The 25,114-nt window shown below is 38.6% G+C and carries 18 protein-coding genes; 13 read left to right on the top strand and 5 right to left on the bottom strand.

The annotated features are described in order from the left end of the window. Positions 1–4 precede the first annotated feature (4 nt). Positions 5–454: a universal stress protein gene (locus MKY71_RS12045; protein WP_340732763.1), complete on the bottom strand. Its 450-nt coding sequence runs from the start codon at positions 452–454 to the stop codon at positions 5–7. Positions 455–561: 107 nt separating this feature from the next. Continuing rightward, a complete protein-coding gene (locus tag MKY71_RS12040) occupies positions 562–1,152 on the bottom strand; it encodes a biotin transporter BioY (RefSeq protein WP_339172252.1) in 591 nt (196 codons plus the stop codon). 201 nt (positions 1,153–1,353) lie between these two features. Here MKY71_RS12040 and MKY71_RS12035 point away from each other — a divergent pair, with 201 nt between their 5' ends. Further along, on the top strand, positions 1,354–2,817 hold the full coding sequence (locus MKY71_RS12035) for a protein adenylyltransferase SelO (RefSeq protein ID WP_340732762.1): 1,464 nt from the start codon (positions 1,354–1,356) through the stop codon (positions 2,815–2,817). Between the two features lie 115 nt (positions 2,818–2,932). On the opposite strand, the gene nspC is transcribed toward MKY71_RS12035, so the two are convergent. The 3 genes from nspC to proC all read right to left on the bottom strand — a co-directional run bounded on the left by nspC (position 2,933) and on the right by proC (position 6,366). After that, the gene (nspC, locus tag MKY71_RS12030; RefSeq protein ID WP_340733643.1) at positions 2,933–4,093 is read right to left on the bottom strand and encodes a carboxynorspermidine decarboxylase; all 1,161 of its coding nucleotides are present in this window, start codon (positions 4,091–4,093) and stop codon (positions 2,933–2,935) included. Positions 4,094–4,125: 32 nt separating this feature from the next. Continuing rightward, positions 4,126–5,355 (bottom strand): saccharopine dehydrogenase family protein, encoded by a 1,230-nt coding sequence (locus MKY71_RS12025; RefSeq protein ID WP_079528102.1) that lies wholly within the window; start codon positions 5,353–5,355, stop codon positions 4,126–4,128. A gap of 201 nt (positions 5,356–5,556) precedes the next feature. Then, a complete protein-coding gene (proC, locus tag MKY71_RS12020) occupies positions 5,557–6,366 on the bottom strand; it encodes a pyrroline-5-carboxylate reductase (RefSeq protein ID WP_339172244.1) in 810 nt (269 codons plus the stop codon). Between the two features lie 341 nt (positions 6,367–6,707). Between proC and MKY71_RS12015 the strand changes: the two genes are divergently transcribed. The 12 genes from MKY71_RS12015 to ccsA all read left to right on the top strand — a co-directional run bounded on the left by MKY71_RS12015 (position 6,708) and on the right by ccsA (position 25,111). Further along, positions 6,708–7,697: a DUF3196 family protein gene (locus tag MKY71_RS12015; RefSeq protein ID WP_340732760.1), complete on the top strand. Its 990-nt coding sequence runs from the start codon at positions 6,708–6,710 to the stop codon at positions 7,695–7,697. A gap of 108 nt (positions 7,698–7,805) precedes the next feature. Further along, positions 7,806–9,095, top strand: a complete 1,290-nt coding sequence (tig, locus tag MKY71_RS12010; RefSeq protein ID WP_339172239.1) for a trigger factor — start codon at positions 7,806–7,808, stop codon at positions 9,093–9,095. Positions 9,096–9,628: 533 nt separating this feature from the next. Continuing rightward, positions 9,629–10,900 carry an ATP-dependent protease ATP-binding subunit ClpX gene (gene clpX, locus MKY71_RS12005; protein WP_339172238.1) on the top strand — a complete coding sequence of 424 codons (1,272 nt, stop codon included), beginning with the start codon at positions 9,629–9,631 and terminating at the stop codon, positions 10,898–10,900. 257 nt (positions 10,901–11,157) lie between these two features. Further along, a complete protein-coding gene (lon, locus tag MKY71_RS12000) occupies positions 11,158–13,500 on the top strand; it encodes an endopeptidase La (protein ID WP_339172235.1) in 2,343 nt (780 codons plus the stop codon). Next, positions 13,500–14,081, top strand: a complete 582-nt coding sequence (gene yihA, locus MKY71_RS11995) for a ribosome biogenesis GTP-binding protein YihA/YsxC (RefSeq protein WP_339172233.1) — start codon at positions 13,500–13,502, stop codon at positions 14,079–14,081. The genes lon and yihA overlap by 1 nt, the downstream gene beginning before the upstream one ends. Before the next feature lie 122 nt (positions 14,082–14,203). Then, positions 14,204–14,377: a YjfB family protein gene (locus MKY71_RS11990; RefSeq protein ID WP_340732758.1), complete on the top strand. Its 174-nt coding sequence runs from the start codon at positions 14,204–14,206 to the stop codon at positions 14,375–14,377. A 144-nt stretch (positions 14,378–14,521) separates the two neighbouring features. Continuing rightward, positions 14,522–16,216: a phosphate ABC transporter ATPase gene (locus tag MKY71_RS11985; RefSeq protein WP_340732757.1), complete on the top strand. Its 1,695-nt coding sequence runs from the start codon at positions 14,522–14,524 to the stop codon at positions 16,214–16,216. Between the two features lie 77 nt (positions 16,217–16,293). Beyond that, on the top strand, positions 16,294–17,727 hold the full coding sequence (locus MKY71_RS11980; protein WP_340732755.1) for an S-layer homology domain-containing protein: 1,434 nt from the start codon (positions 16,294–16,296) through the stop codon (positions 17,725–17,727). A 12-nt stretch (positions 17,728–17,739) separates the two neighbouring features. Further along, positions 17,740–20,700, top strand: coding sequence for a vWA domain-containing protein (locus MKY71_RS11975; RefSeq protein WP_340732754.1), 2,961 nt, complete (start codon positions 17,740–17,742; stop codon positions 20,698–20,700). Between the two features lie 285 nt (positions 20,701–20,985). Next, positions 20,986–22,335, top strand: a complete 1,350-nt coding sequence (locus MKY71_RS11970; RefSeq protein WP_340731670.1) for an IS1182 family transposase — start codon at positions 20,986–20,988, stop codon at positions 22,333–22,335. Between the two features lie 454 nt (positions 22,336–22,789). Continuing rightward, the gene (gene hemA, locus MKY71_RS11965) at positions 22,790–24,145 is read left to right on the top strand and encodes a glutamyl-tRNA reductase (protein WP_339172223.1); all 1,356 of its coding nucleotides are present in this window, start codon (positions 22,790–22,792) and stop codon (positions 24,143–24,145) included. A 138-nt stretch (positions 24,146–24,283) separates the two neighbouring features. Next, on the top strand, positions 24,284–25,111 hold the full coding sequence (gene ccsA, locus MKY71_RS11960) for a cytochrome c biogenesis protein CcsA (RefSeq protein WP_340732753.1): 828 nt from the start codon (positions 24,284–24,286) through the stop codon (positions 25,109–25,111). Positions 25,112–25,114 lie beyond the last annotated feature (3 nt).

Raw genomic sequence — 25,114 nt, 5'->3', positions numbered from 1 at the left:
ATTTTTATTTTTCTGGTGTACGTACAATTAATACATCACATGCTGCATGTCGAACGATTGCTTCTGTAGTGGAGCCCATGAATATCTGCTCGGCCGCATTCGATCCTGTGGCACCGCAAATGATAATATCTGCCGGCGCATGTTCTGAAAGCTTTCTTGCTAAAATTGTTTTAGGCGTCCCTTTTATTAAAATTTTATTGACCGCAGGAATGCCGGCTTCTTTTGCTTCCAATTCATAGCGGTCCAATAAAACTTCACCATGTTTTCGAACCAATTCAACCATATTATCGTAAAGCATATCAAAAGATGCGGAGAAGCTCGTATCGATTACATGGATAATGTGAAGAGTCGAACCGATATTTCGTTTTGCTATATCAATTGATTTTTGAAAAGCAAGTTCACTTATTTCTGAACCATCTACTGCAACAACGATATTTTCATAATGATTTGCCATAACAAATTCCTCCTTCATCTATTGAATAAAGTATATCAAATATATGAATCTCGGTATAACGATGACGCCGAGAACATGAGATGAGGAGTCGCCATCAATCTACTATATTATTTTGTAGGCAGGATTTTCAGGATCTTTTGAATACGATATGCAAAGAATCCGGCAAAAATTGAAAGAATAATATCTTTAGGCATTGGAGGAATCATCCAAAGCCATGCCATTTTGAAAGTAAACCCTTCAGGTGCGGATGCCCATAATGTATAGGCAAAATACATCCACGTTGTTCCTATAATATAGTTAACTGCCATCGCAACTAACGCACCAATAATATAGGCCAGTCGCGTTTGAAACTTTTCGGCAATTTTACCGGCAATATATGCACTTATAATAAATGTTACGATAAAGCCGAAAGTCGGAAGCAGAATCGCCGAAAATCCGCCTGTGAATTTAGAAAATACCGGTGCCCCTGCTAATCCAATAAACATGTATACGGCACATGCAATGGCACCTTTTTTTGATCCAAGCACTAAACCTGCTAATATTGCAAAAAATGCTTGTAATGTTATCGGCACACCACCGACCGTTAGAAACGGTACGAATGAAGTAATATTTGCTCCTACCATAATAAGTGTCGCAAAAAGTGCACTATAAATTAAATCAATCGTTTTAAAACTTTGTGTTTTGTGAACAGTCTCCATAAATTACTCCCCTTATTGTTAACTTCTATATTATTTTAGTTAACATAAATATAAAATGAGGATTGTTTTGTGTCAACTTTTATTTTTGGTAGGTTAACATATTAAATGAGCTTTTTTATAGACAGGTCGGACGAAATTTTGGTTAACTTGCATAAAAAAGTTTATAATAAGTGCATCTTTGAAAGAAATGAGGCGAAAACAATGACAGATAAAAAGCAGAATTTCGGTTTTCGTTTTAATAACAGTTACATGGAGTTGCCGCAAACTTTTTATTCCCATGTAACGGCTAATGAAGTGACATCACCTTCCATCGTCATCTTTAATCGGACATTAGCAGAACAGCTTGGTTTAGAGGCTCAGGAACTAAAAGAACATGGTGCCGCTATTTTGGCAGGTCATGAAATGCCGGATGGTGCTGCGCAAATTGCACAGGCCTACGCGGGTCATCAATTTGGTCATTTTAATATGTTGGGCGACGGAAGAGCGTTATTACTGGGAGAGCATCTTGCGCCAAATGGGGAACGATTTGATCTTCAGTTGAAAGGATCCGGTCGTACGCCATATTCTCGTGGCGGTGATGGACGAGCTGCACTCGGTCCGATGTTACGCGAATTTATTATCAGTGAGGCAATGCATGCACTTTCGATTCAGACAACACGCAGCTTGGCTGTTACGGCAACAGGGGATGTTATCTATCGGGAAACAGCTTTGGAAGGCGCTGTTTTAACTCGTGTCGCTTCAAGTCACTTGCGGGTCGGTACGTTTCAATATGCGGCTGCATTTGGTGAACCGGAAGATTTAAAGGCTTTGGCGGATTATGCAATAGAGCGCCATTATCCTGAGCTATTGCAGCAAGAAAACCGCTATCTTGCACTGCTTGAAGCGGTGCTTGACAGACAAGCGGCTCTTATAGCGAAATGGCAAAGTGTCGGCTTTATTCATGGTGTGATGAATACCGATAATATGACGATCAGCGGGGAAACAATCGATTATGGTCCATGCGCGTTTATGGATACATATGATGTGGCAACGGTATTCAGTTCGATTGACCGACAGGGGCGTTATGCCTACCGCAATCAGCCACCGATTGCATCATGGAACTTAACACGTTTTGCTGAGAGTTTGCTGCCGCTCCTTCATGAAAATGAAGAGGAAGCGGTCCAACTGGCTCAAAATATTCTTGGGAAATTCCCATCTATTTATGAAGCTTATTATTACAGTGAAATGCGGGAAAAATTAGGTCTGCTTTCGATTGATGAACAAGATGAGAAGCTGATTGATAATCTGCTGAATTTAATGGAAGAACACGAAGCGGATTATACAAATACATTCCGTGCTTTGTCGGAAGGTAAGCGACCGAACAATGACTTGTTCCAGTCAGACGCCTTTAAAAAATGGGAAGAAACATGGTTTGAACGTATTGAACAGCAGGACACGACGATTGATGAAACGATGCAAGTAATGCAGTCTGTTAATCCAGCCGTTATTCCTAGAAATCATTTTGTGGAACAGGCAATTGATCAATTTGCTGAAGGAGACCCGTCAATGTTTGCGGAGATGCTGCAAGTGCTGACAAGTCCGTTTAGCATGACAGAGCAGTACAAAAAATATACAGAGCCGCCGACAGACGAAGAACCACCGTTTGTAAGTTATTGCGGGACATAAAAAGGAGCACGGTACAACGTATAAGTTGTTGCCGTGCTTATTTTTTTAGTAGGGAATAAAAAAACATCCATTTCCTCAAAGAGAGAATGGATGTTTTGTTACCCTGTATTGTTAATTAAGATAGACGGTTACGGTAGTCTTCATATTGGAATGTACGAACTACTTTTACACCATCTTGTTCATTGTATGTGCAAATACTTGGTAAATTTACACCGTTGAACATATGCGTTTTTACCATTGTATAATGGGCCATGTCCGTAAAGACAAGTTTATCGCCTGCTTGAAGCGGTTCATCAAAAGAATAGTCTCCGATAATGTCACCTGCTAAGCAAGTCATGCCGCCTAATCGATAAGTGTAAGCTTTTTCGTTTGGCTGACCTGAACCGATAATATGCGCACGATAAGGCATTTCAAGTGTATCCGGCATATGGCAAGTAGCTGAAGAGTCGACAATTGCAAGCTCCATACCGTTATGCACGATATCAAGCACTGTTGCCACTAAATACCCTGTATTCAGTGCAATTGCTTCACCTGGCTCTAAAATTACTTTTACACCATATGTCTCTTGGATACGGTTGATTAAGCTGATTAATAGCTCAACATTATAACCTGGTTTCGTAATATGGTGACCCCCGCCGAAGTTGATCCACTTCATTTGATGCAAGTATTCACCATATTTCTCTTCGAAGTGTACTAAAATACGCTCCAGTACTTCAGCGCCTTGTTCACACATTGCGTGGAAGTGAATGCCATCAACACCGTCAAGTTCATCCGGACGGAATGACTCCACCGGAATACCTAAACGCGAGTTAATATAGCAAGGGTCGTACAGAGGTGTTTCCACTTCTGAATAACCAGGATTTACACGTAAACCAATTGAAATATTTTTCTCGTGATTTAACACTTTGTCTTTGTATTTATTTAACTGATCAAATGAGTTAAATACAATATGGTCGACATACGTTAAATATTCATCGATTTCATGCTCTGCATAGGCAGGGGCATATGCGTGCACTTCCTTGCCGAATTCTTCGAAACCAAGACGTGCTTCAAATAGTGAAGAAGATGTGATCCCCGCTAAATAATTGCGCGCCATCGGAAATGTTGACCACATAGAAAAGCCTTTAAGTGCAAGTAAAATATCACAATTCGTACGATCTTGTACGGATTTTAAAAGTTTTAAATTGCGCTCAAGTAATCGCTCGTCCACTACGAAGGCAGGAGATGGTGCCTGTGACCAGTCGATCCCTGTTTCTTCAGCTAGTGCAGCCGCCATCACAGGTTTTTTCACATTTTTGATATCTGTCATTACGCTTTTTCTCCAGCAGAAGTGAATTCCAAGTCGATTAATTCAGGGTTTTCTGTTTCGTGCCATGGTAATCCCCATTTATTTAATGCATCCATGAATGGGTCCGGATTGAAGTCTTCCACATTCCATACACCTGGTTTTTGCCATTCGCCGTTCATTACAAGCATTGCACCGATCATTGCCGGTACACCAGTTGTGTAAGAAATCGCCTGTGAGCCAACTTCTCTGTAACATTCTTGGTGATCACATACATTGTATACATAGTAAGTTTTTTCTTTACCGTCTTTAATACCGCGAACGATACAGCCGATGTTTGTTTTACCTTTTGTAAGTGGACCTAATGTAGCTGGGTCTGGTAAAACAGCTTTTAAAAACTGGATTGGCTGAATCATTTGACCTTGGAATTCGATTGGCTCGATTGAAGTCATACCTACATTTTCAAGAACGTTTAAATGTGTTAAGTATTTTTCGCCAAATGTCATCCAGAAGCGGATTTGCTTTAAACCTTTAATATTTTTCGCTAAAGATTCCAATTCTTCATGGTATAGAAGGTAGCAATCTTTTTCACCGATTTCCGGTAAGTTGTAAACAGTTTTATATTCTAAAGGCTCCGTTTCAACCCATTCGCCATCTTTCCAGAAACGACCGTTCGCAGTGATTTCGCGAATGTTGATTTCAGGGTTGAAGTTTGTTGCGAATGGAAGTCCGTGGTCTCCACCGTTTGCATCAACGATATCGATATAATGAATTTCATCGAAATGGTGCTTTTGTGCATGCGCTGTGAATACGCCTGTTACACCTGGGTCAAAACCTGAACCTAGAAGCGCAGTAATCCCTGCTTCTTCAAAACGCTCTTTATACGCCCATTGCCATTTATATTCGAATTTAGCAGTATCTAAAGGCTCGTAGTTTGCTGTATCTACATAGTGAGTCTTCGTTGCTAAACATGCATCCATAATAGTTAAGTCTTGATATGGTAAAGCTACATTGATCACCACATCTGGATTAAATCCATTGATTAGGTCAATTAGTTCCTCGGTGTTATCCGCATCCACTTGTGCTGTGTGAATAATCGTTTTACCACCATCTAATTTTTCTTTTAAAGCATCACATTTTGATTTAGTTCGACTTGCGATCATAATCTCTTCGAATACTTCTGAGTTTTGTACACACTTATGTACGACAACGCTAGCTACTCCGCCAGCTCCAATAATCAATGCTTTACCCAATTTCTTGTCACGCTCCAAATCTATAATTTTTTGGTTTCATTTTTGAAACAAGATTGATTATATAGAATAGTACGGTAGTTAGCAATTATGTTCTCGAATTTTTTTTGGAGAATATAGAGAAATTTAAATCATAAATTAATATCATTTTTGTCTAAAGAAGAAAAAGCCCAGAGAGAAGTCAATTCCACTGGGCAGGTATTTCTATTTAACTGTCTGTTTTTGCAAAAAGCTATCACGATTTGTAACGGCCTCAACAGCTTCATAAATTGTACTTTCAAAATGATTGACTTGAAGTGAAGTGACACCTTGAATTGTCGTTCCACCGGGTGAACAGACTTGATCAATTAATGCCCACGGGTGGGAATCGGACTGTAAAACCATTTGTGCACTGCCTAATACAGAGCTTGCCGCAATTTGAAGTGCCATCTCTTTCGGCATCCCTTCACGAACTGCCGCACGTGCCAAAGAGTCGATATAAAGGTAAGTGAAGGCAGGGGAAGCACAACCGATTGTTGTAAAGATTGAGAACAGGTTTTCAGGAAGCTCGACAATTGTTCCGACTGTAGCAAATAGCTTCTCAACGATTGCTTTTTGGTCGGTACTAGCTTTCTGAGTTGAGTAACAGCTTGTCGATGCCCCGATTGTAGCGTTGATATTCGGCATAACGCGGAAAATAGATGTTTCGCTTCCTAGTTCTTCGTGTAAATAATCGAGCGATTTTCCGGCAGCGATTGAAATGACGATATGGTTATTTGTCAGATGTTGTTTAATTGCAGGTAAAACCTCTTCAAACATTTGAGGTTTAACAGCGATGACAATAACATCGACTTGTTTCATTAATTGTTCAATCGAATCAGTTGCCTGAATGCTGTATTTATCTACAAGGTCATCCGTTTTTTCGCGGCTCCGATTCATCCCGTAGATATCGGCAGCATTAAACTGCTCGCTTGTAATCATGCCGTGTATAATTGCGCCAGCCATGTTTCCAAGACCGATAAATCCAAATTTCATTTTTAAATCCTTCTTTCAATTATTAATTATATTTAATACGTAAAATATCATAGCGCTTAGTATACCGCACTGGTCGGTCAATGCAACCGGAACGACTTTTTCTAAGCTTATAATGATGTTAATTCAGTTGCAATCCTCAATAAAACGGGTTATTTCCACGTGAGAACGGGAACATTGTGTGAAATGGGGAACGGTTTCGGATTAAATCACGCATTCGAGTAATAAATTGTATATAACGATAATTTTTGAGTACTTATTGTTGGAATGTATAAACAACGTTAAAATAAATGCAATGGACGAAGAGTGCAGATGCATTACTTTGTCGCCGATGGAGTGATTAGATGAAGGAAAACAAAAAAAATAAGGGTCAGGGAAAAGTAATTATTTTTCCAGGGATGATGGACCGGTTACTTAATGAAGCAAAATATTTGGCCGAAAATAACCAATACAAAGAAGCGAATGAGTTATTTGAGCAAGCTTTCTTGCTAGGTGAAGGGGATGAAGTATCACTTAGTATATTTGCATACTCTTTATATGAAGAAAAAAATTTCGAACGTGCCAAACAAGTATGTGAGGAACTGCTTGCGATAGGTCCTAACATGTACTTTGAAGTCATGGAACTGTATTTAACTATCTGCATGCAGTTACGCCAATTTAAACAAGTTGAAAAAATTATCGAATCATTGTTTGATGAACAATTAATTCCTGAACATGAAGCGGAAAAGTTTGAAAGGCTTAAGAACCTGAATGCGCATATCGCCGAAAATCAGGAATCTCATTTTCAAGCACCAATTATAGAAGGTGACGAACTAGAGGAATTTACGGTAGCTGAATTTTTAGAAATGTCCGCACAACAGCAAATGATGCGTATCCATGAGCTTACGGAAAAAAATATCCGTCCGTATTCAGAGGAATTGAAAGCGGTCATTGAAAATGAGTCAATTCAACCGTTTATAAAAAGTTTATTGCTTATTCTTCTTGTTGAACAGGAAGTTAATTTGGATGTAACTATATCAAAATTTGGTCAGTCCAAAGCATTGAACCCAGTGGATTTTCCGTTGCCGACAGAGCTGCCTCAATATAAGGAAATCTCGGGGGAAATAGCGGAACAGTTAGCGCAGGAGCCCTCGACATTGGAGTTTGCGATGCACTTGATCGACAAGCATGCAATTGTCCTTTACCCGTATGAATGGTCAGGATACGCCACTGAAGAAGTCGCATCAGGCTATATTGATTATGTGAAAACAATGTTTGGTGAAGAGAGAGAAATGAATGATGAAATAGTAACTTTTTTACAAAACATAGAAAAAATGTCGGATTTGCAAGAGTAGTGAAAAAAGTTGAAACATTGAGCATCTATGTTATACTAAAATGGTTGTCAAACAATATATATGACAGTTTGTTTAATCAAACGAATGTTAACTTTGGAGGTAATATATATGTCAGTAAAATGGGAAAAACAAGAAGGTAACGAAGGTTTATTAACAGTTACTGTAGAAGCTGCAGAAGTTGATAAAGCTTTAGACCAAGCTTTCAAAAAAGTAGTAAAACAAATTAACGTACCAGGTTTCCGTAAAGGAAAAATGCCTCGTAACGTATTTGAAAAAATGTACGGTGTAGAAGCTCTTTACCAAGATGCTTTAGAAATCGTTATCAATTCTTCATACCCAGTTGCTTTAGACGAAGCTGGTATTGAGCCAGTTGATTACCCAGAAATCGCGGGTACTGAGAATTTCGCTAAAGGCACTGACTTCACATACACTGCAACAGTAACTGTGAAACCAGAACCTAAATTAGGTGAATATAAAGGTTTAGAAGTAACAAAAGGATCAGCTGAAGTAACAGACGAAGAAGTTCAATCTTTAATCGACGCTCAATTAGCTAAAAAAGCTGAATTAGAAATTAAAGAAGATGAAGCAATCGTTGAAGGCGATACAGCTGTAATCGATTTCGAAGGTTTTGTTGGTGAAGAAGCATTCGAAGGCGGTAAAGGTGAAGACTACGCATTAGAAATCGGTTCTGGTTCATTCATTCCAGGTTTCGAAGAGCAATTAGTAGGCGCTAAAACTGGTGAAACGAAAGATGTAGTAGTTACTTTCCCAGAAGAGTACCATGCTGCTGAATTAGCTGGTAAAGAAGCGAAATTCGTAGTAACAGTTAAAGAAGTTAAAACAAAAGTATTACCAGAGTTAACTGATGAGTTCGCTAAAGAAATCGATCCAGAAGTTGAAACTGTAGAGGCATTACGTACTAAATTAAAAGAAACAACTTTAGCTAACAAAGAAGCAGACGTTGAAGCTTCTTTACGCGACGAGTTAGTTGAAAAAGCTGCTGCTAATGCAGAAGTTGAAATTCCACAAGGTATGATCAACACTGAAGTTGACCGTATGATTCAAGAATTCGGCCAACGCTTACAAATGCAAGGCATGAACTTAGACTTATACTACCAATTCTCAGGTCAAAACGAAGAAGCATTACGCACTCAAATGGCTGAAGAAGCTGTAAACCGTGTACGTGTATCTTTAGTTTTAGAAGCAATTGGTCAAGCTGAAAATATTGAAGTATCTGAAGAAGATATCAATACAGAAGTTGAAAAAATGGCTGCTCAATTCGGTATGTCTAACGACCAAATTTTAACTGCTTTAGGTGGAACTCAAGTTCTTGAGAACGATATCCGCACTCAAAAAACAGTTGAATTCCTAGTTGAAAACGCTAAAATTTCAAACTAATTATTTGTTTTGAGTTATCGAATTTAAATTCGATCCTGTACTGATTCATGACCATGGTGAATCAAGAATCAGTACCGACAAGTATCGGTTTTATTACTGGGCTACCGTCTAACATAAAGGTAAAACTAGTACGGATTGAATAAAATGAGATTTTGACAAGGTACGGTATTCCCGTGCCTTGTTTTCTACCTTTGAATACATACATATAATAGTTGGTTCATTTGAATATTTAATGATAAAAAGTTACAATATAAAGTGAAACTTAAATCAGTGGGGTTCTTTATCTCCCACTGATTGTTAGTTGAACGAATCGGGCTTTTACGGGTAGTTGATTTCCCGTCTTTCCTATCGCTGTACTTTAGTCGAAAGGCGGGAATCATACTACCCGTTAATGCGGGATAACTTCATTAACTATTGAACAGCCAACAAAGTTTAATAGGACATAAAATAAGCTAGTAACAACGCGCAATCAATTTATTTGATAAAACAACTAGAATCTTGTAAGATTGTTGCTTGAATAGGGGTGAACCAAATTGTTTAAATTTAATGATGAAAAAGGCAATTTAAAATGCTCTTTTTGTGGTAAGCCACAAGAACAAGTTCGTAAACTGGTTGCAGGACCAGGCGTATATATTTGTGACGAATGTATCGAACTATGCTCGGAGATCGTAGTGGAAGAGTTAGGGATCGAAGAGGAAATCGAGTTCAATGAAATTCCAAAACCTAAAGAGATTTTAAATATTTTAGGTGAATATGTAATCGGACAAGAACGTGCAAAAAAAGCATTGGCAGTTGCTGTATATAATCACTATAAACGTATTAATTCGAATTCAAAAATTGACGAGGTTGAATTATCAAAATCGAATATCGTATTAATCGGACCAACTGGTAGCGGTAAAACTTTACTTGCTCAAACGTTGGCGCGTATTTTAAATGTACCATTCGCAATTGCTGACGCGACAAGCTTAACTGAAGCAGGTTATGTTGGTGAGGATGTTGAAAATATTCTTTTAAAACTAATCCAGGCTGCAGATTATGATATAGAACGTGCAGAAAAGGGTATCATTTATATTGATGAGATTGATAAGGTTGCTCGTAAATCTGAAAATCCATCTATTACACGTGACGTATCAGGCGAAGGTGTACAACAGGCATTACTGAAAATTTTAGAAGGTACAGTTGCAAGTGTTCCACCACAAGGCGGACGTAAGCATCCACATCAGGAGTTCCTTCAAATCGATACTTCGAACATCCTATTTATCGTAGGTGGCGCATTTGATGGTATTGAAACAATTATTAAACGTCGTCAAGGTGAAAAAGTAATTGGCTTTGCTTCAACACAGAACAAAGGGATCGATGAAGATGCTTCAATTATGTCTCAGCTAATTCCTGAAGACTTATTGAAATTCGGTTTAATTCCGGAATTCATCGGACGTTTACCTGTATTGGCTACTTTAGAGCAGTTAAATGTTGATGCATTAGTACAAATTTTAACTGAGCCTAAAAATGCTTTAGCAAAACAATACCAAAAAATGTTGGAGCTGGATGATGTTGCACTAGAATTTGAAGATGAAGCCCTTGTCGAAATTGCCAAATTGGCAATCGAACGCAAAACAGGTGCCCGTGGTCTTCGTTCAATCATCGAAGCGACAATGCTTGATGTAATGTTCGAATTGCCTTCACGTGAAGATATTAAAAAATGTATCATCACAGCTGAAACTATTCGTGATAAAGCAGAGCCAAAATTAATTTTGGATGATGGTTCTGAATTGAAAAAAGATGACAACAAAAAAACTTCAGCTTAATTTATAGCTGAATGGATTCCAACAATGTAGCTGACTTAGACTTCACAAGCAAGTCCAAAGTCAGCTTTTTCTTACAAAACGTATATACATAAAGTTTCGGGTATTTTCGCCGAATGTTACAGATTTTGAAGCGTTATTTATGGTTATTCCAGTATTTAGAGCACATAAACTCGGAAAAATCTGGACACAGTTACGCTAAGGCGTAATTGACAAGGAACTAACACATACTTATATTGCGGGTTGTTTTTAAGATTTGGATGGAGGTGAATACCCGCGTGACAAAAAAATTAACTAATATGCCAGTTTTACCGTTAAGAGGACTTCTTGTATACCCAACGATGGTTTTACATATTGATGTGGGTCGGGAACGTTCTATTGCTGCACTAGAACATGCGATGCTTGAAGATAGCACAATCTTTTTAGTAACTCAAAAGGATCTACGTGTTGATTCACCGGGAAAAGCAGATCTTTATAAAATGGGAACATTAGCGAAAGTGAAACAAATGCTAAAACTTCCGAATGGAACATTACGTATTCTGGTTGAAGGTTTAAACCGTGCGGAAATGGTTCGTTATGAAGATTCCGGTAAATTTACAACGGCAGATTTAGAATTGTTTGAAGATGAGCTGCACAAAGATGCGGAAACCGAAGCTTTAATGCGTACGGTATTGTCGTATTTTGAAAAATACGCAAAATCTTCAAATAAAATTACGACAGAAACAATCGAATCGGTGCTTGATATTGAAGAACCGGGCCGTTTAGCGGATGTCATTGCTTCTCATTTACCTTTCAAGATTAATGAAAAGCAAGAAGTGCTCGATATTACGAACATTAAAAAGCGTTTAGATCACTTAATGATTCGTTTGCATGACGAGCAGGAGATCTTAAATCTCGAGAAAAAAATCAGTACAAAAGTGAAGCAGGCGATGGAGCGCACGCAGAAAGAGTATTATCTGCGTGAGCAAATGAAAGCAATTCAAACAGAGCTTGGTGATCGCGAAGGAAAAACGGGAGAAATTGCCGAACTTCGTAAAAAAATCGATAGTGCCGGAATGCCTGAGTCTACACAAAAAGTTGCATTAAAAGAACTGGATCGCTACGAAAAGCTGCCTGCTGCAAGTGCAGAGAGTGGTGTCATCCGCAACTATTTGGAATGGCTTGTTTCGATTCCTTGGACAGAAAAAACGGAAGACCGTATTGATATTGCGTATGCAGAAGAAATTTTAAATCGCGATCATGATGGCTTGGAAAAGGTAAAAGAGCGTGTTTTAGAATATTTATCAGTACGTCAATTAATGAATTCATTGCGCGGTCCGATTTTATGTTTAGCAGGACCTCCGGGCGTAGGTAAAACGAGTTTAGCGCGTTCTATTGCAGAAAGCCTTGACCGTAAGTTTGTCCGTGTTTCACTTGGCGGTGTGCGCGATGAGTCTGAAATTCGTGGTCACCGTCGTACGTATGTCGGCGCAATGCCCGGACGTATCATTCAAGGAATGAAAAAAGCAGGTACGACAAATCCTGTATTTTTACTTGATGAAATTGATAAAATGTCAAATGACTTCCGTGGAGACCCATCTGCTGCAATGCTGGAAGTACTGGATCCGGAGCAAAACAATACATTCAGTGATCACTTCATTGAAGAGCCATACAATTTGCAGGATGTATTATTTATCGCAACTGCAAATGATTTAAGTACGATTCCTGCACCATTACTGGACCGTATGGAGGTCATTAATATTGCGGGTTATACAGAGTTCGAAAAAGTAGAAATTACGAAGAACCACTTGATTCCGAAGCAGATGAAGGAACATGGTTTAAAGAAAACGCAAATGGCAATGAAAGATGAAGCCATTACGGATTTAATTCGTTACTATACACGTGAGGCTGGTGTTCGTGGGTTAGAACGTCAAGTTGCAACAGTTTGCCGTAAAGCTGCGAAAAAAATCGTATCCGGCGAAAAGAAAAAAGTAACGGTCAACTCAAAAGTATTAGTAGATATGCTTGGAAAACACCGCTTCCGCTATGGACAGGCGGAAATGGAAAACCAAGTAGGTGTTGCGACAGGTCTTGCCTATACGACAGTCGGTGGAGATACATTGCAGATTGAGGTTTCATTAACACCTGGTAAAGGTAAATTAATTTTAACAGGGAAGCTTGGCGATGTAATGAAGGAATCCGCTCAAATAGCGCTTTCATTTGTCCGCACATTAACTAATGATTTAGGTGTCGATGCCGATTATTTCGATCAGCACGATATTCATGTCCACGTTCCGGAAGGTGCAGTACCTAAAGATGGTCCATCAGCAGGTATTACGATGACGACTGCAATAGTTTCTGCAATAACTGGAAAAGCAATTAAACGCGAAATTGGAATGACGGGAGAAGTAACATTACGTGGTCGTGTACTGCCGATCGGTGGCTTAAAAGAGAAATCATTAAGTGCTCACCGTGCGGGATTGACGACGATTATCATTCCGCAAGACAATGAACGTGATATTGATGATATTCCTGAAACAATTCGTGAGCAACTCACATTTAAACTAGTTTCACAAGCGGAAGAAGTTCTTGCGCTCGCACTAGATGGAGGTTTTAATAAGTAATGAAAGTCCATAACGTAGAAATGATCGGCAGCTTTGTCCGACCAGAACAGTTCCCGGAAGACGGGCTACCTGAATTCGCTTTAGCGGGTCGTTCAAATGTCGGCAAATCTTCGTTTATCAATCGTATGATTGGCCGTAAAGCAATGGCGCGTATTTCGTCAAAGCCTGGTAAAACACAACAGCTGAACTTCTATAAAATTGAAGAACAGCTCTATTATGTTGACGTACCCGGCTACGGCTATGCAAAAGTTTCAAAATCAGAACGTGCAGCATGGGGAAGAATGATCGAGCAGTACTTTATGAGTCGTGAACAGTTAAGAGCGGTTGTCTTAATTGTTGATATCCGTCATAACCCTACTTCAGATGACTGTATGATGTATGATTTTTTAAAGCATTACAATATCCCGGTAATCGTAGTCGCAACGAAGGCCGATAAAATTCCTAAAGGAAAATGGGATAAGCATAAAAAGATTGTTCGCGAAACATTACAAATGGAAAAGCAAGATCCATTAATTGTGTTTTCTTCTGAAAAAGGTCTTGGTTTTGAAGAAGCCTGGGCCGAAATTGAATCACGCATGTAAACAATGCAACCCCGAATTAACTTTCGGGGTTGTTTTTATTTGGGCAATTTTCCTGTTAGAAATAATAATAATTACTTGATATTCATAGTATTTTGCCGATAAAGGTAAATAGGAGGTGTACTTTGGATATTGCTGCATTAGCGATGTCGATGAAACAAACTGAATTGATCCAAGATGTTTCATTGGCCATGACGAAAAAAATGATGAAATTTCAGCAAGAAAATGCGGAACAAATAGTCGAAGTGATTGAGGCATCACACCCCTTTTTAGGTCAAACAATCGATATTTCCGTATAAATAATTTCGACAACCAATGCCATTAGTCGGCAAATTTGTTACACTAAAATAGGTCCTGCAACAATATTTGGGATTAAATACAAATATTTTCAGGCGTTTACTTTGATTAAAATGAAAAGTTACTGAAAGAAGGAGGCGGAAAAATTGCTTAAAAAAATCATTACCGTATTGATGGCAATTACTTTTGCTTTGGCAATCTTACCGACAGGGCAGAAAGCTGAAGCATCGAATACATATACATTTATGAAAGCAAATTATAATGAAACCGAAGATAAAAAAGGGAATGTCACACGAACATTAAAAAGTGTCACATTAAAAAACAGTGCCGGGAAAACCGCTACATTTAATCTTGCCAATACGCAGAAATACTATATTAATAATACGGCGACAACTATTGCAGGGTTTAAAGCAGGCATGAGTGTCACGATTAAATTAAACTTAGGCAAAATTACTGAAATGCGTGGTTCTACAAACGTTGAAGGCGGTTCAATCGTCGAAAACACCAAACAAGTAACCGGTGCTGTCACACAGATTGATCCGAACGGTTTGCAAATCCGTGTGAAAATCGATGGTTCTTCAACGAAAAACTATACAGTGACAAACAATACGGAAGTGTTCAAAGGAAATTCATCTGTAGATTTGAGCACACTTTATGTAGGAGACCGTGTCCGCTTAAAATTCGCAACAGCCAATACTTCCCGCATCGCTGAAATTACGATTATGAGCACAGCCAATATGGTAACGGAGTTATATAAAGCAGATTTAAATACAGTTAATACTAACAAAAATTCACTAAATGTTAAAAATGCCCATCCTTTACTAAACTGGCGTTTTGGAACAGTAAGAACAAAAACACAGGCAACATTCAATTTTACAAATAATACAAGCATTTATGTAGGGAATAAGAAAATTTCAAAAAGCCAACTGAAAAACTATAAAAATAGTGAACTATATTTTGTAACTAAAACTCAGTTCAGCAAAGAAGTAATCGATAAGATTATTGTATTAGCTAAAAATGAGCGTACATTCTATCAACCTATTACAAGTGTCAATCTTGGTGTAAACACGCTGCAACTTAAAAACTCTTTAAAATTAAATTACCATAACGGTTCGATTTTAATCCGCAATGGCCGTTTAGTAGAACCAGAAGGCCTTATTGCGCTTGATTTAGCACAAAAACCAATCTCGACAACGGCGTTTGTATTAACGGATGGGGCGACTAAGAGTGATTATGCCCATATCGTCAATATTACAAATGATGCTTATTTAGCACCAAATCTATCGAAATACAAACTTTACTTTGGCCGAATTGATGTGGCGGATTTAGATGCTTATGAAGTGGAATTATCAGATTTACAACGCTTCGATAATCATTTCTGGAATACGGATAAATCCATTACATCATTTGCTTTCAGTAATTCAACAATCGCATCAGAACTGGATGGAACGAAGCAATTTAAAGTCATTCCGGAACTGGATCTCGATTTATATGATAATTACACAAATTCACCAAATCCATACTACGGATATTTCTTTGTAAATGATGGTCATATTGAAGGCATTCATTTTGTGCCAAATGAAAAACTGGCTACGTTAACATTAACTGGCAGTGCAAGTTCGATTAATTTCAATACGAAAAAGATATCTGTTGTTAACAGTAGCCAGTGGAGCAAGGACGGTCACTGGAGCTACCGTTCCGGTTCACTTTCACTCGACCTGTCTAAAGCGATGATTATTAAAGATGGGGAAGTTATCGACATTACTGATATTCATAAGGCAGATCATGTAACAGCGATTGCACGCTCTACATCGGAAGTCTATGTACTATTAGTGAACTAATTTAAAAAGGTGTGCGGGAGCATTTACCCGCACCCCATTTAAACTAAAATGATTTTAAAGAAATGGGGGACGAATTTGTGAGAAAGAAACTTTGCTTCACCTTCCTACTGGCATGCTCATTTTTTCTGATGCTGCTCCCTTCACCGAGTTCCGCACAATCTATTGATTTAACAGGCGGTATTAAAAATGAATACGAATATGAAGAATACTTTTTCTTAACAGGAAAGCCGATTAAATTTACAGGTACAAATAAAAATGCAACGATTTCCACGAAAGAGTCAAAAGGCAAGTTAACTGAAACATACAAGTTTACATTGGCTGGACCTAATGGAGAGAAGCTGACACGAAATTTTACGTATACATACGATGTGACGAACTATGACCAAGTAGGGCAAAGTTCGGCAACGGGTGAGGTTACTAAATTTACTGAGAAAATTACAGTTGGCGAAAGAACATTTACACTGGCGGATTATCAGCTGTCTAAAAGTACGATTACAGACAAACGGCCGGCATCCGACTATTATTCAGGCAATGCGATTGCCCGCAAAACATATACCGAAACAACAGGCCGTGGCAAAAATGCTGTGACAAAAACGATAACGGTACATGCAGATAGCCGAAACGAAGGATATGAAAACTTCTGGGGAGCTACAGAAACACAAATTACAGATTTTGAGATTGAATTTGATGACGGGACGATCGGTACAGTGAACAACAAAGTATCGACATCCAAGTCACGTACATTGGAATATAACGAAAGCGATGCATCTTTATCCAGTTTTTACGGCAACTATAAAACGATTAGCTCAGCCGATTCGCTATCGGAATATGAATATGATTTGCCTGATAGCGAGGGAACGGTCGCAAGCAATATCGATTATATGCCGAAGCTGGAAATGCTGAAAATCCCTAAATTCCGTGATTTATCTTCCAACTGGGCACGTGAGCAGATTGAAAAACTGTATTCACTTGGCATATTGGATGATCAATCGAACTTCTATTCACCGAATACACCTGTACAGCGCTACGATTTTGCAGTTGCTATTGGTAAAGCAATCGACCTTCGTGTATTGGAAGAAACGAACCGCAAAAAGACACAACCATCTATTTTTAAAGACGTGAAACGTACAGAAAAAGATTACAATTATTTAGTAGCGACTGTTGATAAAGGTGTTATTAAAGGGAAAAACCCAACAACATTTGATCCCGACGGCTTTTTAACACGCCAGCAGGCAGCAACAATTTTAGTGCGGGCACTTGGACTGGAAGGAAAAGCCCCTGAACCGGGCTATACAACAGACTATAAAGACGACTATAAAATTACGGATTATGCACGCGATGCAATCTATGTCGCGACAGAGTTAGGATTAATGTCAGGAAGTGACGGTTATTTCAATCCGAAAGCTACATTGACACGTGCACAATCTTCTGCGATTATTGAACGATTTTTACGTTATTTAGAATCAGATTTAAAAGAGAATTACCGTGACAATATTCTGTTCTTTAACTAAGGGGTTGCAAACATGAGTAAGATGAAAAAACTAATGGCCATGCTGCTCAGTTGTCTTCTTGTATTTTCCGTAGTATTTCCGTTTGGTGCTACGGAAACGGAAGCTGCAAGCAAGAAAATTTCGGATATATCACAAAAAAATTCGAAGTATAAAGCAGCCAAATGGACAATTGATAATGATTATTTGCAGTTGTATAAAGGAAATAAGTTCCAATCCGGCACACTTGTGATGGAATGGCAGATGCTGCAGTTTTTAGCGAAGATGGACAAAAACTATCATTTCAATACAAATGATAAAGATATGCTGTATGAATATTATGGTGATTTGAATATCCCGTTATATGGCGTGGATAATAAATCAAAGCGCAATGCCAATATTTCTCGCGGCCACTTTGCAAGGCTCTATGCTGCGGTAAATGGTCTTGATTTATCCGAGATCCAGGCAGTCAGATATTTATATATGAACGAAATTACAACAGGTACAACAGGAAAACGTACTTATGAAGACTATAAGCCGACACGCAATATTAATCGTGGTGATATGGCGGTCTTCATGTACCGTATCAATCAACAAGGGAAGTTGGCGATTGAAGGCCTGGCAAGTGCTCCATCAGGCAAAGACAACAATAAAATTACATTACCTGTGAACTTTGTTGAGAGTAAAAACGGTACTGTGACGATTCCGACAACTCCGGGTAAAAACACGGATGATAAAGTGACACGTCCTGATGTTTATAAAGCGGTTAAAAAGATAAATGTAGAAAACGAAGAACTTACAGCAAATGGCGTCGATTCAACTTTAATTACGATTGATTTGCGTGATAGTTACGGTAATGACATTTCATATGATGAATCATTGGCATTTAAGGTGACTTCAAAAGCCGGGGCAAAAGTATCGGAAACGAATACAAGTACAAGCGGTCAATCAACAACAGTTTATACTGATGGACCACAGCTTAGCGTCTATGTAACGGCACCTGCTTTGACAAAATCGGTAGTCGATACAATCCGCTTTGAGATGATTAATCCATCGGAAAAGTATTACACATATAAAAATCAGGTCATTGAAGCATCTGTCCGCTATGTACCGAAAGCGGAACTTCGAATTACTTATGAAGTGTTTGATCCGGAACAGACAGAATGGAACGGCGGAACGGTTGATCCTGGCGTACGCCCATTACCGGCATTACCACAAGGTGTTGTAGGGACAACGACAGTACCATTTACACAAAATGGGGTTATTACCATTTCAGATTACGATCCCGATTTAAAATTGATGACAGGATCTAAATGGGAAAACTATACAACAGCTGACGGGAAACTGACTCAAGGTGAGATTACTTCCAAGGAAATCCAGTACGGAAATGCGGATCTAAAGCTGGAAGGTCAAATTATTTCGGTTTGGCTGTTCGAACAAATTCTCGACTATATGATTGAAGGGCCAAAAGAGGAGTCTTCCTGGGGCGGTCTTGGCAGTGCTAAAGTGATGTACACGGTCAACAATGAGGGACGAGCAACATACGATTTGCAAGGTGTTATGAGTGAAGAAGACACTAAAGCATTCGATTCGATGCTCCATGCGGTCATTATTTATTTAACGGACAAGTTTTTACCGATTGCTGATCAGGTAACATTAGCACATGAAGAATCGGTAGAGGTCATTAAAGCGATGTATGATCGTTTAGGTCAAATCGACAAGAATTTATTGCGTAAAGATTATGCGGACGTAATCGGGAAGCTGGAAGGTGCCGTTGCAAAAGTTAAAGTATTGCTTGCAGGAAAAGAACTGCAGCAACGTCCGGATGGTATGGATCGATACACAAAAGTGATCGTTAATCTTGTCGCACCAGGCGGAGTAATTATTACCGACTATAAAGGTACGGTAGAAGTTACATTTAACGGCAAAACACGCGTAGTATCATTTGATACAAATACGAAAGACTATAATAACGGCACAGGCAGCCGCGGCTCTGCTGTCGTATACTTTGACGATATTTTATACGGTAAATCACAAGTTAAGGCACGCTTGATCGATTTGGATCCACGTTATGATAAAGTCATCCAGAGCCTGAAAAATACAACGGTCTCTGAACAAATCTTTGCCAATCCGCGCTATGAAACCAATTTATGTGCCGTTGAATCGGAAGTGATGTTTGTCGTAGACCACTCTGGTTCGATGAAAGCGCGGGATGCAAAAAATTATACAGCAAATAAAGTGAAGCAAACGATTAAACAAATCGGTGCAAACCCAAGTCATGTGTATCGTTTCAATAATCGACCAAATCACGAAGCGACAGATAAAGCGGATGTCGTTTCAAGTATTGACAGCTTATTGACGTACAAAAATGAAAACCGGTCGACAAATATTGTGAAAGCTCTTGAAACGGCAATCGCCAACTTCACGACAAACCAATATACAAGTAAAGCGATTGTACTTGTGACAGACGGTAACTCAAACAGTAACGGGCTTGAAAAAGTGCTGAATGATGCCAAAAATAAAGGAATTGCCATCCATACTGTATCGGTTGGTTCATATACAACGGTAAATGAAAAACTGTTGAAAGATATTTCTTCCGAAACAAAGGGTACGTATCAAAATATTACATCGATTGAAAACCTGCACAGCTCATTGCAGGCGATCATTACAACGATTTTATGTAAAACACCTGTGATGAACAATAGTTGTCTAGTCGGAGATACAATCTTTAATAATACGGATGTACGTATCGAAACATCAAAAGTAACAATATTAGCGGATGTGAATACTGGATGCGACAATGTAAAAGGTGTCCGCGTTGTATTCATTTCACCGAATGGCGATGTTAAATATGACTTGCCGGCACGAGGTTCTTCTCGCTATATGCATCGACCGAACCTGTATGAGTTCCCGGAATTTGATTTATATGTTGAAGTGGAATTTCAGGCACTTGATGCAACAGGAAAGGTAATAGGGACTAAAATTCATAATATGTGACAAAATAGAGGCTCACTTATAAAGTGAGCTCAGACTGTAGACAAACTCGAAGAAATTCGAGTTTGCCTACAGTCTTTTTTGTTTTAAAATAAAGTTAACTGATGAATACCGTTGATTTCCATTCCAGGGGACGCGTTTCGCGGGCGGGTGCCAATCCTCCTCGTCGCTACGCTCCTGCGGTGTATCGGCAGTCCCGCTTTTCCCGCAGAAGTCGCCCCTTCCATTCCAATCAACTTGATCTATTCTTTCTAATAAAGTTTATCTAAATCAAAGAGGTGTCCCGATATGATGACTAAAAACCAAATGAATGAACGTAATCAATTAGAAATGTTGACGATTGAACAGCTTGTCCCAGAAAATCATCTCGTACGTAAATTAGATGCAGCCATTGACTTTTCTTTTGTATATCCATTAGTTGAAAACTTATATTCACCTTTCGGTAGACCAAGTATTGATCCTGTTGTCTTATTTAAAATGACAATGATTCAATACGTTTTTGGTATTCGTTCGATGCGCCAAACGATTAAGGAAATTGAAACGAATGTAGCGTACCGCTGGTTTTTAGGCTTCGGTTTTCATACAGAAGTGCCTCACTTCTCGACGTTTGGGAAAAATTATACGCGGCGTTTTGAGGATACAGATGTATTTGAACAGATTTTCTATCGCATCTTGAAAGAAATTGTGGAGGCGGGTTTATTATCAGCTGACCATATCTTTATTGATTCCACGCATGTGAAGGCAAGTGCGAATAAACGAAAATTTGATAAAAAGATGGTTCGAAAAGAGACACGTGCCTATGAAGAAAAGCTACAGGAAGAACTAAACATAGACCGTGAAAAGAACGGAAAAAAGCCGTTTCCACCAGAGAAGTTTGAAAAGGAAGAATGGAAAGAAATCAAAGAGAGCACAACGGACCCTGAAAGTGGTTACTATGTGAAGGACGAACGAACAAAACAATTTGCCTATTCATTTCATGCAGCGACAGATGAACGTGGCTTTGTATTAGGAACGATTGTGACACCTGGTAATATACATGATAGTCATATGCTGCAACCGCTTGTTGAAAAGGTCATTCATCGTGTGAAAAAGCCAGTGGCTGTTGCTGCGGATGCTGCTTATAAAACGCCTGCGATTACGAACTTTTTGTTAGAAAATCAAATGTTGCCTGTTCTTCCTTATACAAGACCAAAAACGAAAGATGGCTTCTTCCGTAAACATGAGTATGTCTATGATGAACATTATGATTGCTACATTTGCCCAAATGATCAGATGTTACCATATGTGACAACTACGAAAGAAGGCTACCGCCAATACAAATCAAATTCCGCGATTTGTGCCAACTGTCCATTTTTAGCACAATGTACAGAAAGCAAAAATCATACGAAATTGATTCAACGTCATATTTGGTCCGAATATGTTGAAGAAGCGGAACATCTTCGTCATCATCATGAAATTAAATCAATCTATGCGAAACGTAAAGAAACGGTTGAGCGTGTCTTTGCGGATGCAAAAGAAAAGCATGGTATGCGATGGACAACTTTAAGGGGCCTTAAAAAATTGTCCATGCAGGCGATGCTTACTTTTGCTGCCATGAATTTGAAGAAACTTGCCACATGGACTTGGCAAGGAGCTTAGATGAGGGCATCTTCCCTCGAAGAGGAGAACTTTTACAGAACTTCGGGACCTAATTTGATAAAATAAATGACAAAAGGCATCGAGAGACGAACTCTCGATGCCTTTTGTCGACAATCTGGGCTCACTTATAAAGTGAGCTTCTTTTTTGGTTCGAATGATTGAAATCTGTGTCGAACTTTGTTAGACTTACATTAGAATAATTCTAATTTAACAATATAAATTTCTTTTACGAAAAGATTTCATCTTGCACACTCTGTGACAAGATGTATTTTTCTGAAGTTAGGGTATAGATACAAAGATTTAAACATTTACTGACAATTTTAAAGTCGTTTTGGATTTAATTAAATACGTTTAGTAAATACTTTCAAAGCATGTTCACAAACTAAGCTAGAATCATGCTGTCATTATGTTACAATAAAAACTATGAATTAGAACGTGTGAGGTGTGGAGGTTCATGCATACATTAGTAGTAGGCCTGAATTATAAAACAGCGCCAGTAGAAATTCGTGAAAAGCTCTCATTTATCGAATCAGATCTTCCGAATGCTATGGAAGCGCTGCAAAAACAAAAAAGCATATTGGAAAATGTAATAATCTCTACTTGTAACCGTACTGAAATTTATGCGGTTGTCGATCAATTACACACTGGTCGCTATTATGTTAAGCAATTTTTGGCGAACTGGTTTAACATACCGATGGAACAATTTGAAGATCACTTATTCATCCGTGAAGAAGATGAGTCATTAAACCATTTATTCCGTGTAACGGCTGGTATCGATTCCATGGTGCTTGGGGAAACGCAAATTTTAGGACAAGTAAAGAAAAGTTTTTTACAAGGTCAGGAAATTGGGACAACTGGTACAGTTTATAACCAATTATTTAAACAGGCCGTAACATTTGCAAAACGCGCGCATAGTGAAACAGCGATTGGGGAAAATGCTGTTTCGGTTTCTTATGCTGCCGTGGAGCTTGCCAAAAAAATCTTTGGTTCTTTAAAAGATAAGCATGTAGCCATTTTAGGCGCAGGGAAAATGGGTGAGCTTGCGATTCAAAACCTGTACGGAAATGGTGTAGGAAAAGTAACAGTGATTAACCGTACATTTGAAAAAGCTCAAAATTTGGCGTCGAAGTTTGATGGTGATGCAAAAGCGATGAATGAGCTGCAATGTACGCTGCTGGAAGCGGATATTTTAATCAGTTCAACTGGGGCTACTGACTATGTTATCGATTATGACTTGATGAAAGATGTAGCGAAATTCCGTAAAGGCGATCCGTTATTTATGGTCGATATCGCAGTACCGCGAGATTTAGATCCGCGTATTGGCGATGTACCGAATGTATTCCTGTACGACATTGATGACCTTCAAGGAATTGTACAAGCCAACTTGGCAGAACGGGAACGTGCGGCAAATGAAATTAACACGATGATTCAAGAGGAAATCATTCAATTTAAAGATTGGTTTAATACACTTGGTGTCGTGCCTGTCATTTCTGCTTTACGCAAAAAAGCGGCATCTATTCAAGAAGAAACAATGATGAGTATCGAAAACAAAATGCCGAATTTAACGGAGCGCGAACGCAAAATTTTAAACAAGCATACAAAATCGATTATTAATCAGCTCTTGAAAACGCCGATTCTACAAGCAAAAGAACTTGCAAACGAGAAAAATGCGGAAGCACAGCTTGCTTTATTCCAGCAAATCTTCGGGATTGAAGACGAAGTGCAGCAAGAAGTACAGCAATTACGCCCGGAAGTAAAAAACAGTGAAACAGCAAAAGAGGCAACATTAAAACCAGGTTTCTCTTATTAATTGAACAATAGCCAATAGACATTGAGCCTTATTGAAGCACTTTATTCAAATAAATCATAAGCGTTTTCGTATCTATATGGTAAAATTATAGATAGCGAAAGCGCTTTTTTAGTAAGTTTCCATCAGGAGAAGGTGCATATGACAGAAATGGTAATGACAAGATTATATGAGCTCATGATCATTCTCTATGGGCTCTGTATCGTACTCTATTTTACAGACTACCTTTATAAAAATATGAAATTCAGACGTGTAGCCTTCTGGTTTGTTTCCATCGTCTGGGTATTGCAAACATTATTTATCGTCTTATTTATCATTGAAACGAAGCGATTTCCGATTTTGTCGTTGTATGAAGGGGTCTTCTTTTATGCATGGCTCTTAACGACGCTTTCGATTATCCTCCATTGTATAGTACAAGTTGATTTACCGGTGTTTTTTATTAATGTATTGAGCTTTGTCTTTATGACAATTCATTTATTTGCACCGCAAACTAATGATCAGATTGTCAGTGATTCATTAGTTTCAGAAATGCTGTTAATCCATATCAGTTTTGCGATTGTGTCATACGCCGCTTTTTCGGTTGCGTTTGTCTTTTCGCTGCTGTATTTAATTTTATATCGCATATTAAAGCAGAAAAAATTAACGAATTTATGGTCACGATTGCCAAGCCTGCAGCAAATGGTTAAGTGGATTAATTTATCGACCATTATTGGTATTCCATTGCTGTTAATAAGTTTAATTTTAGGGTTAGAATGGGCATTTTTAACATTAGAGGATGTTTCCGTTTTCGATGTGAAAATTTTAGGCTCGTTTATCGTATCGATTGTTTACTTAATTATCTTTTTGCTGCATCGGAAAGGAAAGTTAATCGGCATGGTATATGCACAGGTGCATATCTACTTATTTTTACTCGTTGTCATTAATTTCTTCCTCGGCAGCAAATTATCAAATTTCCATCTGTGGGTTTAGCAG

This window comes from Solibacillus sp. FSL W7-1324 (assembly GCF_038008025.1).
Classification (GTDB): domain Bacteria; phylum Bacillota; class Bacilli; order Bacillales_A; family Planococcaceae; genus Solibacillus.
The sequence above is the reverse complement of the archived record's forward strand: the minus strand, read 5'-3'. Positions and strand labels throughout refer to the sequence as shown.

Bases quoted from the DNA above. Each gene is read 5' to 3' on its own strand.
- MKY71_RS12045 (WP_340732763.1), bottom strand. From the start codon at position 454: ATGGCAAATCATTATGAAAATATCGTTGTTGCAGTAGATGGTTCAGAA.
- MKY71_RS12040 (WP_339172252.1), bottom strand. From the start codon at position 1,152: ATGGAGACTGTTCACAAAACACAAAGTTTTAAAACGATTGATTTAATT.
- MKY71_RS12035 (WP_340732762.1), top strand. From the start codon at position 1,354: ATGACAGATAAAAAGCAGAATTTCGGTTTTCGTTTTAATAACAGTTAC.
- nspC (WP_340733643.1), bottom strand. From the start codon at position 4,093: ATGGCGGCTGCACTAGCTGAAGAAACAGGGATCGACTGGTCACAGGCA.
- proC (WP_339172244.1), bottom strand. From the start codon at position 6,366: ATGAAATTTGGATTTATCGGTCTTGGAAACATGGCTGGCGCAATTATA.
- MKY71_RS12015 (WP_340732760.1), top strand. From the start codon at position 6,708: ATGAAGGAAAACAAAAAAAATAAGGGTCAGGGAAAAGTAATTATTTTT.
- tig (WP_339172239.1), top strand. From the start codon at position 7,806: ATGTCAGTAAAATGGGAAAAACAAGAAGGTAACGAAGGTTTATTAACA.
- lon (WP_339172235.1), top strand. From the start codon at position 11,158: ATGGAGGTGAATACCCGCGTGACAAAAAAATTAACTAATATGCCAGTT.
- yihA (WP_339172233.1), top strand. From the start codon at position 13,500: ATGAAAGTCCATAACGTAGAAATGATCGGCAGCTTTGTCCGACCAGAA.
- MKY71_RS11975 (WP_340732754.1), top strand. From the start codon at position 17,740: ATGAGTAAGATGAAAAAACTAATGGCCATGCTGCTCAGTTGTCTTCTT.
- MKY71_RS11970 (WP_340731670.1), top strand. From the start codon at position 20,986: ATGATGACTAAAAACCAAATGAATGAACGTAATCAATTAGAAATGTTG.
- hemA (WP_339172223.1), top strand. From the start codon at position 22,790: ATGCATACATTAGTAGTAGGCCTGAATTATAAAACAGCGCCAGTAGAA.
- ccsA (WP_340732753.1), top strand. From the start codon at position 24,284: ATGACAGAAATGGTAATGACAAGATTATATGAGCTCATGATCATTCTC.